Source organism: Microbacterium sp. H6, from assembly GCF_003314775.1.
Taxonomy (GTDB): domain Bacteria; phylum Actinomycetota; class Actinomycetes; order Actinomycetales; family Microbacteriaceae; genus Microbacterium; species Microbacterium oxydans.
This window is the reverse complement of record NZ_QOAY01000079.1, coordinates 1-13,806: the sequence shown is the minus strand read 5'-3', so window position 1 is coordinate 13,806 and position 13,806 is coordinate 1. Positions and strand designations below refer to the sequence as shown.

Sequence of the window (13,806 nt, the reverse complement as noted above, 5' to 3'; positions counted from 1 at the left end):
TGACGGTCGCCCGGCGGGCAGGATCGATCTCGAGCGCCGGCAGCAGCGACCAGCGGCCGCCGATCGAGGGCGGGCGGGGTGCCGCGGTCCCGGTGAAGGACACCCCGCGGTAGGTGCGGGCGCGGGGCGCACGGCGTTTGACCTTGTGCGCCTGCGAGCCGCCGGTGAGGAGCGAGCGGATGGGGGCGAAGGTGTCGTTGGTGACGTAGCCCGCCCAGGTCAGAGACCACAGCGCTTCGAGCACCGACTGCTCGTTCTCGGCCGCCGCCATGTCTTTCAGCTGTCCGGCGAAGTAGGCACCCCCGACGTCGAGCGCGATGAGGATGCGCGACTCCAGGGAGTCGGACGCGATCTCGGTGTCGCGCTCCGGGAGGGTGAAGGGCGCGATGTCGGACGGATGCAGCGACACCCAGCCGTCCCGTCCCGGGAGGGTGCCGTGTCCGGACCAGATGACCTCGCCCGATGCCGTCAGTTCGTCGAGCATCGCCGGGGAGTAGTCGCGCACGCGGGAGGGCAGGATCAGCGACTCCCACGCACTCGCGGGGATCGGTACACCGGCGAACTGCTCGATCACGTTCAGCACGCCGTCGACGCCTTCGAGCGGACGACCGATGTGCTGCCAATCCGGGAGGAACCGTGCGTACGCCTCGGGAGAGACCGGCTCGACCGAACCGCGGATGGCCGCCAGCGAGCGCATCCGGAGCCGACGCAGCACCTCGGAGTCGCACCACTCGACCGCGTCGCCGCTGCCTGCCGCCTCGGGCAGGAAGTACCCGCTCGTGAGCCGTCCTGCCGTCTCGAGCCGCTGCAGCGTGTGCCGCGCGACGGCGGCACCGAGCCCGAATCGGGAGGCGACGGCATCTGTCGTGAACGGCCCGTGCGTGCGGGCATGGCGAGCCACGAGGTCGCCGAGCGGATCCGCGACCGGTTCGAGGAACGCCACCGGGATTCCCGTGGGCAGCGCTGCGCCGAGCGCATCGCGCAGCCGACCGGCATCCTCGATCGCTGCCACCCTGGTCTCCCCGGCGATCGTGACGGGGATCGCCCGTCGCGCGGTGACGAGGTCGTCCAGCAGAGCGGCTGCCGAGGCACCTGCTGTCGATTCGGGGTCGAGGCGCGCAGCGACCTCTTCGGCGTCGAGCGGGCCGAGCATCCGGAGCAGGTCCGCGACGCCCTCGAGGCCTCGTGCGCGGCGGTCGGGATCGAGACGCTGGGCCTCGCGTTCGAACTGCGCGATCACGTCGGGGTCGAGCAGTTCCCGCAGTTCGACCGTGCCCAGCAGCTCCCCGAGCAGAGCGGGGTCGACCGAGAGCGCGGCCGCCCTCCGTTCGGCGAGCGGAGAGTCTCCTTCGTACATGAACGCGCCCACGTAGCCGAACAGCAGGTCGCGGGCGTACGGCGACGGCTGGCCCGGCTCGGTCTCGACCAGGCGGATGCGTCGGTCGGCGATCGATGTCGCGAGCTTGCGCAGCGACGGCAGATCGTAGACATCCTGCAGCACCTCGCGCAGGGTCTCCAGGATCACCGGGAACGTCGGATGACGCCTGGCGACCTCGAGCAGTTGGGCCGACCGCTGCCGCTGCTGCCACAGCGGTGTGCGCTTGTTCGGGTTCATGCGGGGCATGAGCAGCGCCCTGGCCGCGCATTCGCGGAAGCGGGAGGCGAACAGCGCGGAGCCGCCGACCTCCTGGGTGACCAGGAGTTCCAGCTCCTCGGGGTCGAACACGAACAGTTCGGCACCGGGCGGCTCCGCCTCGGCATCGGGAATGCGCACGATGATGCCGTCGTCGCTCGCGACCGCCGATCCTTCGACGCCGAGACGTTCGCGCACCCGGGCGTTGATCGCCAGGGCCCAGGGCGCGTGCACCTTCATCCCGTAGGGCGAGTGCAGGATCACCCGCCAATCGCCGACCTCGTCGCGGCCGCGCTCGACGGTGAGGGTGCGGTCGGTGGGGAGCGTGCCCGTCGCCTCGCGCTGTTCGGTCAGATGGGCCATGAGGTTCGTCCGTGCCTGCTCGTCGAGCCCCGCATCGATGAGCCGCTGTGCCGCCTTCTCGGGCGTCGCCGCCGAGACCTCGCGCGAGAAAGCCCCCAGCGCCTCGCCCAGTTCGAACGGCCGACCGATGCCGTCGCCGTGCCAGAACGGCACCTTGCCCGGCTGCCCGTAAGCGGGGATCACGTTCACGCGGTCGTGCGTGATCTCGGCGATCCGCCAGCTCGTCGTGCCGAGCGTGAACACATCGCCAACCCGCGACTCGTAGACCATCTCCTCGTCGAGCTCGCCGACCCTGGCGCCGGTCGTCTCGCCCGCGACGAACACGCCGAACAGGCCGCGATCGGGGATCGTGCCGCCGCTGGTCACCGCGATGCGTTGTGCCCCCGGCCTTCCCGTCAGCGTGCCGGCGTCACGATCCCACACGAGGCGTGGCCGCAGTTCGGCGAACTCGTCCGAGGGGAAGCGGCCCGCCAGCAGATCGAGCGTCGCCTCGTACGCCGAACGCGGAAGCGCCTGGAACGGCGCCGATCGGCGAACGGTCTCGAACCACTCCTCGACGCCGATGGCTCCCAGCGCGCTCGCCGCGACGGTCTGCTGGGCGAGGATGTCGAGCGGGTTGCGCGGCACCTGGATCGCCTCGATCTTGCCCGCCAGCATGCGCTCGGTCACGATCGCGGTGTGCAGCACGTCGCCGCGGTGCTTCGGGAAGAGGGCCGCCCGGCTGATCTCGCCCACCTGGTGCCCGGCGCGGCCGACCCGCTGCAGACCCGAGGCCGCAGACGGCGGAGCCTCGACCTGGATCACGAGGTCGACGGCACCCATGTCGATGCCGAGCTCGAGACTGCTCGTCGCCACGACGCAGCGCAGCACTCCCGACTTGAGCTCCTCTTCGACCTGTGCCCGTTGCTCTTTCGACACCGATCCGTGGTGCGCCTTCGCGAGCACGGGATCGGCCCCCGCGGTGGCTCCGGCCTGGGCCATCATCGCGGCGGGCACGGTCGTATCGGGGAGGGGCACGCCGATCCGCTCGGAGTAGATCTCGTTCAGTCGCCCGGTGAGGCGCTCGGCCAGCCGACGGGAATTGGCGAACACGATCGTCGAGTTGTTCTGCAGGATGCGGTCGACGATCGCTTCCTCGACGTGCGGCCATACCGAACCGGTGACCTCGGAGTATTCGGCTCCGTCGGCGTCTCCCGGAACTCCGGGCGGTGGAGGCGGATTCGTCATGTCGTCCATCGGGACGACCACACCGAGCTCGAAGGTCTTGGAGGCGGGAGGTGCCACGATCTCGACCGGGGCAGAGCCGCCGAGGAACCGGGCCACCTCGTCGATCGGCCGCACCGTGGCGGAGAGGCCGATGCGCTGAGCCGGTGTCTCGACGCCGTTCGCGCGGCGCAGGGCGTCGAGCCGTTCGAGGCTGACGGCGAGGTGCGCTCCGCGCTTGGTGGCGGCGACGGCATGCACCTCGTCGATGATCACGGTGTGCACGCCACGCAGCGTCTCGCCCGCGCGGCTCGTGAGCATGAGATACAGCGACTCGGGGGTCGTGATGAGGATGTCGGGCGGATCGGACACCAGCTTTCGCCGGTCGCTCGATGTCGTGTCGCCGGAGCGCACCCCGACGGTGACCGCAGGGGCCGTCACCCCGAGCCGTCTGGCCGACTGGCCGATGCCGATCAGCGGGGAGCGGAGATTGCGCTCGACGTCGACGCCGAGCGCCTTCAGGGGGGAGATGTAGAGGATGCGCGTTCGGGGCTCGCCCTTCGCCGACGGCGTGGTCTCGCCCATGCGCTCGCGGAACACGCTGTCGATCGCCCACAGGAACGCGGACAGCGTCTTGCCCGATCCGGTCGGGGCGACCACGAGGGCGTGCTTGCCGGCGGAGATCGCGTTCCAGGCACCCGCCTGCGCGGGAGTGGGCGCGGGGAACGCCCCCCGGAACCAGTCCTGCGTGGCGGGAGTGAAGCGGTCGAGCACGTCGCTCATCCCTCCATCATCGTCGAGGCCGCAGACATCGGGGCGTGACGATGTCGGCGGGAGGGAGGATGCTGGGGGAATGGCGCACACCACGAACTACGTCGACACGTTCATCGAGGTCGCCGACGACTGCCCGATCGCGCACGCGACCGAGCCGCCGGTCGCCGAGAAGCCCTCGATCGCGGCGATGCATTACCGTCTGATCGCCGAGCAGCCCTACGCGCGCACCTCCGACGACGTGATCTTCGAGACGTATGCGCTGCGCAACGGCATCGCCGTGGACGACAGTGCCGCACGGGCGTCGTTCTTCTCGAAGGGACAGCCCTGCCTGCGCTCCTCGCCGCTGGGAAAGCGCTACGGATGGGGCGTCCACCACGACGCGGAGGGTCGGGTCGCTCTGGTTCCGCGGGACTCGGCGGAGTACACGGCGCTCGCCGCAGACCCCGCGCTCGCGCACACTCGGGCGATGCGGAGTCGGCGGGCGTGACACCTGCTCACGCTCGCCGAGGAGGCGGCAGAGGCCCACGCCGGCGAAGCTGACGAGCAGGGTGTCTCGTACTGAGGTACGACGACCCCTGACAGTGGGCACTTCGGGCCGACGCGACGGGGTGGCCTGCGCTTTTACCGTCGCCCTATGCCCGTCGAGAACACCCTTCCCCACCCCGCCGCCAGCGCTCTCCGTGTCATCGCCTCGATTGTCGGAAGCGTGCTCGTCGCCGCCGCTCTGAGCATCATCTGGGTCGCCCGTCTGAGCATCGACCGGGTCCTGTACGTGAGCGGCCTCGGAGCCGACGGAGAGCCGACGGCCGGATGGTTCGAGCTCGCCCTGCTGCTCCTCGTCGTGGGTGGTCTCTCGGTCGCGTGGACGGCACGCGGACTGCGGTCGACGGTGCCCTGGCTGAGCATCTGGACGCCGTCCTTCTCGGTGGCGATGGCGTCCGCGCTGTTCCTGGTGGCCTCCCAGGTCACATGCACGACGGGATGCCCGCTTCCCGTCGGCCCGGCCTTCACCTGGCAGGACCTCGTGCACACGACCGTCGCCGTCCTCGCCTTCGCGCTGGCCGCGTTCGCGATGCTCCAGGTGTCGTTCGTCGAGGGGAGGCGCACACTGCGGATCCTCTCCTTGGTGGCGGGTATCTCGACCGCGGTGATCGCGGCGGCCGGTGGCCTCCTCTCGCTGCTGCAGTTCCGCACCGATATCGGCAGCATCCTCGAGCTCGTCGCGACCACGATCGGCATGGGCTGGCTCGCGATCCTCGGGATGGACACCGCGTTCGCCCAGCGTGCAGGTGCGGCGCGCAGACAGACGTGGGTGCGAGCCTCGAAGGAGAAGGCCGGCGCTCTGGTGGGGGAGCGTCGCACCGCGACCGCATCGCTCCTCGTCGTCTCTCGCTGACGGAGTCCACGATGCGGTGCGTAGAGTCGACCCATGCGAGAGCCAGCACCCGTCGCCGCCGGAGAGGCCAGAGCGATGGGTCTGCCTCGGCCTCCCGGTGCGCTGGGGCGGTTCTGGAAGACGCACCCCTGGCTCTTCGACGTGCTCCTCGCCGCCGGCTACCTGGTCGTGAGTGCGTTCTGGTCCCTGGTCACTCCGCTGTCCTCCGGCGTATGGTCGCCCGCGTGGCCGTACATGATCCCGCTGTTCGTGAGCGTGGTGACCTCCGCCTCCCTGATGTTGCGCTCCCATCGACCCTGGCTCACGTACCTGGTGTTCGGGGCGGGTGCGGTCGTCGCGTTCGTCACCGACACCGTCGTCGAGACGTTCGGGGTCGGCCTCGCGGTCTACGCGCTGTTCGTCTACCGGTCGAATCGCAGCGGCTGGATCGCGTTCGGCATCACCGTGGTGGGAGGGGTTCTCGTCCTCCCTGCCCTGGACTGGCTGCGCGAACCCGATCCGGAACGTCTCTTCGTCTCGGTGCCCACGAGCGTGCTGTTCCTCGCCGTGATGCTGATCGCTGCCCTCCTCGGAGTCAACGTGGGTGACCGGCGGCGGTACATCGGGGCGATCCTCGATCGTGCCAACCAGCTCGCGCGCGAACGCGACCAGCAGGCACGGATCGCGACTCTGGCCGAGCGCGCCAGGATCACGCGCGAGATCCACGATGTCGTGGCGCACAGCGTGTCGGTGATGGTGTCGCTCGCAGACGGTGCGGATGCCCTGGCCGAGAAGGACCCGCAGCGGTCGAGGGACGCCGTGCAGGAGATCGGCGAGATCGGGCGGCAGTCGCTCGTCGAGATGCGGCAGCTGCTCGGTGCTCTGGGCGACGACACGGCGGAGAGCGAAGAAGACGGTTCGTTGCGACCGAATCCGGGACTTGCCGAGCTCGTGCCGCTCGTCGAGACCTTCCGCACGGCGGGGCTCCCCGTGTCGGTGCGCACGGAGGGGAGTTCGCCTTCGTCGCCCGCTCTGCAGAACACGATCCACCGCATCGTGCAGGAGGCGCTCACGAACGCGCTGCGCTACGCGAAGGATCCGCGTGAGGTGCGGGTGCTGCTCGACTTCCGCGACGACGTCCTCGTGATCGAGGTCACCGACGACGGGCAGCCGGGACCACCCGCCGCCTCGGTGGGGTCCGGTCGCGGGCTCGTCGGCGTGCGTGAGCGGGCGCGGCTGGCCGGCGGAACAGTGCAGACCGGACCTCTGCCCGACGGCGGATGGCGCGTGCGGGTGGAGATCCCCGAACAGGAGGACCAGCGATGACCGAGGAACCGACCCCGATCCGGGTGCTCATCGTCGACGATCACGAGTTGATCCGGCGAGGGATGAGGATGGTGCTCGACGCCGAAGACGACATGAAGGTCGTCGGCGAGGCAGCATCAGGAGCCGAGGCTGTGCACACGGCCGCGGATCTGCGCCCCGACGTGATCCTGATGGACATCCGGATGCCGGAGATGGACGGCATCGAGGCGACCAGGCGCATCGTCAGGGGCACTCCGTCGAGCAGGGTGCTGGTGCTCACGACCTTCGACCTCGACGAGTACGCGTTCGGGAGCCTTCGTGCGGGAGCGAGTGGTTTCCTGTTGAAGAACACTCCGCCCGCGCAGCTGACGGCGGCGATCAGGGCGATCGCCGCCGGTGATGCTCTGGTCTCGCCGCGTGTCACCCGGTCGATGCTCGATCTGTTCGCCACACGCCTGCCCCGACAGGCGGAGCGTGGCGATGCGCGCCTGGACGTGCTGACCGAGCGGGAGCGCGACGTGTTCCTCGCCATCGCCAAGGGGTACAACAACACCGAGATCGGTGAGAGCCTCTTCGTGTCCGAGTCGACTGTGAAGACCCATGTCGGCAGGGTGCTGCTGAAACTCGATCTGCGTGACCGCGTGCAGGCCGTCATTCTCGCGTACGAGATCGGTCTGGTCTGACGGGTGCGTCGTCGGCGAGCCGCCTCCCCGACGACGCAGGTCCGCCTCACGGCTCCAGCGTCACCTCCTGCAGTGCGCCTTCGCCGTCGATCTCGAGCGTCAGATCGAGGTCGAGGCGACGCAGGAATGCGTCGTCGTGGCTCACGACGAGCACGGCGCCTCGGTAGGCGCGGAGGGCTTCGACGAGCTGGTCGACCGTGTCGAGGTCGAGGTTGTTCGTCGGCTCGTCGAGCACCACGAGGTGCGGTGCGGGGTCGGCGAGCAGCAGCGTCGCCAGCGCGACGCGGAACCGCTCACCGCCGGAGAGGGACGCCACAGGGCGCTCGGCCGTGGCTCCTCGGATGAGGAACCGGGCGAGCCGGTTGCGCAGCTCCTTCTCCGGCACGTGGGGTGCTGCGGCGGCGATGTTCTCGAACACCGAGCGCTGCTCGTCGAGTCCGTCGACCCGCTGCGGCAGGTAGCCGATCAGGTCGGTGTGGGCCTCGGCGTGCAGCGGATGCTCATCCGGAGCCGAGCCGCCGGCGACCAATCGCTCCAGCAGCGTGGTCTTGCCCGCCCCGTTCCGGCCGATCAGTGCGACCCGCTCCGGACCCTGGATCACCCAGGCTCGTTCGTCATCGCCGACCGTCGCGATGCGGCGGCTGCGGGACACCTGCGGGTCGGGCAGTTCGATCTTCATCGATGCATCAGAGCGCACACGGCGCCCCGCTTCATCGAGGAGCGACCGCGCCGCATCCTCCTTCGCTCCGACCTCGGTGCGCAGTCGGCCCGCCGAGACCTCAGCGGCCATCTTGCGCCCGTGGGCCACGATCTTCGGGACGCGCTTATCGATCTCCGCCTTCTTCGCGGTGCGTGCGCGGTGGGCGAGCTTCACTTCGGCTTCGATACGCTGACGTCTCTCCTTGCGGAGCACCTGGGCGGCGGTGACCTCGGCTTGCTTCGCCGCATCCTGCTCGGCGTCCAGCCACGCCCGCCACTCGGAGTACGGGCCGCCGAACACGCTCAGCGTCTGGGCGTAGAGCTCGGCGGTGTCGTCCATCAGCTCGAGCAGAGACAGGTCGTGGCTCACGACGATGAGCGTGCCCTTCCAGGCGCGCACCATCGCCGCGAGCTTCGCTCTGGCGTCGCGGTCGAGGTTGTTGGTCGGCTCGTCGAGGACCGTGATGGGCGCGCGGCGCAGACGGATGCCGGCGATCGCGACGAGCACCGCCTCCCCTCCCGAGAGCTCGCCGACCGTGCGGTCGAGGAAGTCCGGGGCCAGTCCGGCCTCGGCCAGCGACGCCTCCGCGCGCGCTTCGATGTCCCAGTCGTCCCCGACCGCATCGAAGTGGGCCGGGTCGACGTCGCCCGTGCCGATCGCCCGCACGGCATCGAGGGCTTCGGACACCCCGAGGAGGTCGCTGACGCGGCGGTCGACATCGAGTGTCAGCTGCTGCGGAAGGTACGCGACCTCGCCGGATGCGGTGACGACGCCCGAGGTGGAGTCGAGCTCGCCGGCGATCAGTCGCAGCAGCGTGGACTTGCCGGCGCCGTTGCGTCCGACGAGCCCGGTGCGTCCCGAGCCGAAGGACCCGGAGATGCCGTCGAGCGCGATCGAGCCGTCGGGCCAGGTGAAGGTGAGCCGGTCGAGGACGACCGAGGCGTGAAGAGTTGTGGGGGTTGACATGAGTGTCTCCTGTCGAGTGCGAGGGTGCACTGACACCGAGCCCCTGCCGGGCCGTGACACGCGTCACGGGATGGGGAGGAGTGGGTCTGCCGTGGAGTCGGCGATCGTCGGGTCAGCGCGCGGAAAGATGAGCGCGGAGGCGACGGATCAGATCAAAGGACTTCCAGACACGGCGGACAGGACTCCCCGACGATACCCGGGCGTGTCGCGATCGCGCAACCCCGGGCGTGTCGGATTGTCCGTCGCGCGGGGGATGCCGTCGCCTCCACCGGTGCGTAGCGTGGAGGCATGGCAGATCACGATCCGAGTCCGCAGGAGTCGCGTTCGCGTATGGGCCTGGGCGTCGGGCTCGCGCTCGGAGTGGCGATCGGGGCGTCGCTGGGCGCCGCCCTGCAGAACTGGGCCCTCGGAATCGGAATCGGAGTGGCGATCGGCGTCGCCCTCTCCGTCGCCATCACCTCGGGCGGCGGATCCGGTTCCCGCGAGCGCGAGGATGGGGACCAACGCGAGGCCGGCGACGAGACCGACGGGCGCCCTGGTGACGACTCCGGTGCGTCCGAGGAGCCGGAGCGCTGATCAGCTCGCGGCGATCCCCTCGACCCACTTGGTGAGGAAGCGGTGCACGTCGGTCAGTTCCTCCTCCGAGATGCTGTGCGTGAGTCCGGTGTACACCCGACCGGACAGCTCGGAGTGCGTCGGCAGCCATTGGGCCGTGTGGTCGACCAGCGCGGGCGGGATGACGTCGTCGTGCGTGCCCCGACCCCAGAACACCGGTGGGCGCAGCTCGGCCAGTGCCTCGTCGTTCGGAAGGTCTCCCGGTGCGGCGTATCCGCTCAGCGCCGCCACCGCGCCGAAGCGTTCCGGAGCCAGACGGAGGGCCTGCAGCGCCACCGCCGCGCCCTGAGAGAAGCCGAGCAGCGCCACCGAGGGGGCATCGGCGGCTGCGGAGTCGAGCCAGCGCAGGAAGGCGTCTGCCGCGGCGGTGACCGCCTCCGAGCTGCGTCCGTCGAGTCCTTCGATCGGGTACCAGGAGCGCCCCGGCATGGGCCACGGAGGGGCGAGCGGAGCGGCGACGGAGGCCACGGCGATGCCCTCGGGAAGGTAGGGGATGAGTCCGAAGAGGTCGTGTTCGTCCGCCCCGTAACCGTGCAGGAGGACCAGCAGAGGCGCCCCTGCGCGGTCGGTGGACGACCATCGGGTCGCGGAGTCGTCGATCGTCAGGTTGTCGCTCACACCGTCATCCTGCCAGGGGCCACCCTCATCGTCTGCTCAGCCGTCGCGCGGCGGCCGTCCACTCGAGGTGCACGGCCGGGCGCGGTGTCGGTTCTGAGGGACGGCTGGTAGAAAGGACACATGGCGGTCCGCACACCTGATCCTGATCCGGAACCCGACGACGACGGTCTCGGCGAGTTCCCGGATTCGAATCGCCCCGCGCCCGATGCGAACCCCGGCTGGTTGAGCGAGTTCGAGCTCGAAGAGGCTCGGCGTCGGCTGCCGTTGCTCTATGTGGAGGCGATCCCGGTGCGCACCGACGGCTCCGGCCAGGTGATCGAGATCGGCATCCTGCTGCGCTCCACCCCGATGGGGGAGATGACCCGCACGATCGTTTCCGGGCGCGTCCGCTTCGGCGAGACGATCCGCGACGCCCTCTTCCGCCACGTCGAGAACGACCTGGGCCCGATGGCCTTCCCGCTGCTTCCGCCCCAGCCGCTGCCGTTCACCGTGGCCGAGTACTTCCCGATCCCCGGCGTGAGTGCCTTCCACGACGACAGGCAGCATGCGGTGTCGCTGGCCTTCGTCGTGCCGGTGACCGGCACGTGCGAGCCACGGCAGGATGCGCTCGAGGTCACCTGGTTCTCGCCGGAGGCCGCCGGGTCCGACGCGGTCGCCGCCGAGATGGAGAACGGTCGAGGCACTCTCATCCGCCAGGCTCTCGCGAGCCTCGGTCTGCTGCGCTGATACCTCCGGTGCTCAGGCTCCGGCTGTGGTGAGGCGCGAGAGCTCGGCGACGAAGGCGTCGACGTCGGCTTCTTCGGTGTCGAAACCGCACATCCAGCGCACCTCCTTGCGCGCCGCGTCCCAGTCGTAGAAGCGGAACGAGTCGCGCAGCCGGTCGGCGACGCCGTCCGGGAGCGTGGCGAAGACGCCGTTGGACTGCGTCGGCTGGGTGAAGTCGACGCCGCGGATGGAGCCGTCGGCGATGCCCGCCTCGATCTCCGAACGCAGACGCGCCGCCATGGCGTTCGCGTGCTTCGCGTTGCGCAGCCACAGGTCGGTCTCGAGCAGAGCGATCAGCTGCGCCGACACGAACCGCATCTTCGACGACAGCTGCATGTTGAACTTGCGCGAGTACTTCAGGCCGTCGGCGGCGTCGGGGTTCAGCACGACGATGGCCTCGCCGAGCATGGCGCCGTTCTTGGTGCCGCCGAAGGTCAGCACATCGACGCCGGCGTCGCGGGTGAACGCACGCAGCGGCAGGTCGAGGGCCGCTGCCGCGTTCGAGAGGCGCGCACCGTCGAGGTGCAGCTTCATGCCGCGCTCGTGCGCGTGGTCGGCGATCGTGCGGATCTCCTCGGCCGTGTACAGCGTGCCGAGCTCGGTGGTCTGGGTGATCGAGACGACCAGCGGCTGTGCGCGGTGCTCGTCGCCCCAGCCCCAGGCTTCGCGGTCGATCAGCTCGGGCGTGAGCTTGCCGTCGTCGGTGGGGACGGTCAGCAGCTTGAAGCCGCCGATCTTCTCCGGGGCCGCGGCCTCGTCGACGTTGATGTGGGCGGTCGAAGCGGCGATCACCGCCCCCCAACGCGGCAGCATGGACTGCAGGCCGGTGACGTTCGCGCCGGTGCCGTTGAACACCGGGAACGCCTGCACGCCCTCGCCGAAGTGCTCCTGGAAGACCTCCTGCAGGCGCGCGGTGTACGCGTCCTCGCCGTAGGCGCTCTGGTGGCCTCCGTTCGCCGCGGCGATGGCCGCGAGGACGTCGGGGTGGATACCGGAGTAGTTGTCACTGGCGAAGCCCCGGATCGCGGGGTCATGCTGGATGCTCACCGCTCAAGCCTAATCGCCCTACCGGATGTCCCCGCCCCGCTCTACCCTCGAATCCATGGAGCGCACCGTAGCGAAGCGAGCCTTCGCCAACGTCCTCGTCAACACGCTCATCGCGAACGTGACGACGAGTTTCCTGTGGTTCGCGCTGACGTTCTGGGTCTACATCGAGACGCAGTCGGTGCTGGCCACGGGCATCATCGGCGGCGCCTACATGCTGTTCGTCGCGTTCTTCGCGATGGCGTTCGGCACGATCGTCGACCGCAACCGCAAGCACACCGTCATGGTGATCTCGAGCATCATCTCCGCGGTCTCCTTCCTCGTCGCCGGGGTGCTCTACCTCTGGCAGCCCGAGGCGGCGCTGCTCGATCTGGGAGGGCCGTGGTTCTGGCTGTTCTCCGGCATCATCCTGTTCGGCGGCGTGATCGAGCAGCTGCGCAACATCGCGCTGTCCACGACCGTGACCCTGCTCATCCCCGAGGAGAAGCGCGCGAACGCGAACGGTCTGGTCGGCACGGTGCAGGGCATCGCCTTCCTGGTCACCAGTGTGTTCTCGGGATTGTCGATCGGCTTCCTCGGCATGGGATGGACCCTGGCGATCGCCATCGCCGCCATGGCGCTCACCTTCGCGCACCTGCTGTTCATCCGCATCCCTGAGGGCGCTCCGGAGCCCGACCCGAACGCCTCCAGCGCCCTCGACTTCCGGGGAAGCGTGCAGGCCATCCGACTGGCGCCCGGGCTGTTCGCCCTGATCATCTTCTCCACGTTCAACAACCTCATCGGCGGCGTCTACATGGCGCTCATGGACCCCTACGGGCTCACGCTCTTCGATGCCCAGACCTGGGGGTTCGCTTTGGCCTTCGCCTCGACCGGCTTCCTCGTCGGCGGCGGGCTGGTGGCCAAGTTCGGCCTCGGCCCCAAGCCCATGCGCACGATGCTGCTCGTGGTCATCGCGATGGGACTGCTCGGGTCGGTGTTCATGCTGCGAGAGTGGTGGCCGCTCTACGTGGTCGGCATGTGGGTGTACATGGCACTGGTGCCTCCGGTCGAGGCCGCGGAGCAGACCGTGATCCAGAAGGTCGTGCCGTTCCAGCGTCAGGGGCGTGTGTTCGGGGTGGCCGCAGCGATGGAAGCGGCGGCGGCTCCGCTCACGGCCTTCCTGATCGCCCCGATCGCCGAATTCCTGATCATCCCCTACATGAGGACCGCCCAGGGGCAGCAGCAGTGGGGGTGGCTGCTCGGAGAAGGCGAGGCGCGAGGCATCGCGCTGATCTGCCTGTTCGCCGGACTGATCATGGTCGTCGCCGCCACGCTGGCCTTCTTCACGCGCTCCTATCGCAAACTCACCGAGCTCTACGCCGAGGCTCCCGAGCAGGAGATCGACGCGCCGGAACCGGAGGGGGCGGATGCTCCACCCGTGGTTCCGGGGATGCCTCCGGATTCCCGCTGACGCTGACCGCCGCGCAGGAGCGGACAGGGGGCATCGAGACGGCATCGAGGGAGCCTCGGTGCCGTGCCAGGCCGGGGATCAGCCCAGGTCCAGCACCCGGTCGTTGAGCGCGGTCGCGTCCTCGTCCCACAGCGCGACGATCCGGGCGGCCAGCGCATCGGGATCGAGTGCCTTGGCGCGGAACACCACGGACGCCGTGCGCAGGGGCTCGTCGGCTTCGCGTGCGGCCTTGGCGTAGCCCTGGGCCACCGCTCGCGCCCAGGCCTCGCTCGCAGCCTTGACCGCGGCGTAGTTCGCCCCGCCGGCGAGGGG

General features: G+C 69.7%; 11 protein-coding genes and 1 pseudogene. 7 read left to right on the top strand and 5 right to left on the bottom strand.

What is annotated here, in order from left to right:
* The coding region (locus DSP71_RS05800) for an ATP-dependent helicase (protein ID WP_113680612.1) at nucleotides 1–3,982 on the bottom strand (3,982 nt) is incomplete at its 3' end.
* Nucleotides 3,983–4,052: 70 nt separating this feature from the next.
* On the opposite strand from DSP71_RS05800, the gene DSP71_RS05795 reads away from it, so the two are divergent.
* From DSP71_RS05795 to DSP71_RS05780, 4 genes are all read left to right on the top strand, one after another.
* Nucleotides 4,053–4,460, top strand: a complete 408-nt coding sequence (locus tag DSP71_RS05795) for a DUF6157 family protein (protein ID WP_113680611.1) — start codon at nucleotides 4,053–4,055, stop codon at nucleotides 4,458–4,460.
* Between the two features lie 147 nt (nucleotides 4,461–4,607).
* Nucleotides 4,608–5,369 carry a DUF998 domain-containing protein gene (locus DSP71_RS05790; RefSeq protein WP_113680610.1) on the top strand — a complete coding sequence of 254 codons (762 nt, stop codon included), beginning with the start codon at nucleotides 4,608–4,610 and terminating at the stop codon, nucleotides 5,367–5,369.
* A 33-nt stretch (nucleotides 5,370–5,402) separates the two neighbouring features.
* Nucleotides 5,403–6,674, top strand: a complete 1,272-nt coding sequence (locus DSP71_RS05785; protein ID WP_113680609.1) for a sensor histidine kinase — start codon at nucleotides 5,403–5,405, stop codon at nucleotides 6,672–6,674.
* Entirely contained in the window at nucleotides 6,671–7,336 is a 666-nt protein-coding gene (locus DSP71_RS05780; protein ID WP_113680608.1) for a response regulator transcription factor, read from the top strand. Before DSP71_RS05785 ends, DSP71_RS05780 begins: the two co-directional genes overlap by 4 nt.
* Nucleotides 7,337–7,382: 46 nt before the next feature.
* Here DSP71_RS05780 and DSP71_RS05775 read toward each other — a convergent pair whose 3' ends face one another.
* On the bottom strand, nucleotides 7,383–9,002 hold the full coding sequence (locus DSP71_RS05775; protein WP_113680607.1) for an ABC-F family ATP-binding cassette domain-containing protein: 1,620 nt from the start codon (nucleotides 9,000–9,002) through the stop codon (nucleotides 7,383–7,385).
* Nucleotides 9,003–9,290: 288 nt separating this feature from the next.
* Here DSP71_RS05775 and DSP71_RS05770 point away from each other — a divergent pair, with 288 nt between their 5' ends.
* Nucleotides 9,291–9,578 (top strand): hypothetical protein, encoded by a 288-nt coding sequence (locus DSP71_RS05770; RefSeq protein WP_058633243.1) that lies wholly within the window; start codon nucleotides 9,291–9,293, stop codon nucleotides 9,576–9,578.
* Here the strand turns inward: DSP71_RS05770 and DSP71_RS05765 are convergent, their stop codons facing one another.
* Nucleotides 9,579–10,235: an alpha/beta hydrolase gene (locus tag DSP71_RS05765; protein ID WP_113680606.1), complete on the bottom strand. Its 657-nt coding sequence runs from the start codon at nucleotides 10,233–10,235 to the stop codon at nucleotides 9,579–9,581.
* A 120-nt stretch (nucleotides 10,236–10,355) separates the two neighbouring features.
* Between DSP71_RS05765 and DSP71_RS05760 the strand changes: the two genes are divergently transcribed.
* Nucleotides 10,356–10,961, top strand: coding sequence for an NUDIX hydrolase family protein (locus DSP71_RS05760; protein ID WP_113680605.1), 606 nt, complete (start codon nucleotides 10,356–10,358; stop codon nucleotides 10,959–10,961).
* Nucleotides 10,962–10,973: 12 nt separating this feature from the next.
* Here the strand turns inward: DSP71_RS05760 and DSP71_RS05755 are convergent, their stop codons facing one another.
* Entirely contained in the window at nucleotides 10,974–12,047 is a 1,074-nt protein-coding gene (locus DSP71_RS05755; RefSeq protein WP_113680604.1) for a low specificity L-threonine aldolase, read from the bottom strand.
* A gap of 55 nt (nucleotides 12,048–12,102) precedes the next feature.
* Here DSP71_RS05755 and DSP71_RS05750 point away from each other — a divergent pair, with 55 nt between their 5' ends.
* Nucleotides 12,103–13,494: an MFS transporter gene (locus DSP71_RS05750; RefSeq protein ID WP_113680603.1), complete on the top strand. Its 1,392-nt coding sequence runs from the start codon at nucleotides 12,103–12,105 to the stop codon at nucleotides 13,492–13,494.
* 78 nt (nucleotides 13,495–13,572) lie between these two features.
* Here the strand turns inward: DSP71_RS05750 and DSP71_RS05745 are convergent.
* Nucleotides 13,573–13,806: pseudogene (locus DSP71_RS05745) on the bottom strand (alcohol dehydrogenase); the annotation flags it as partial.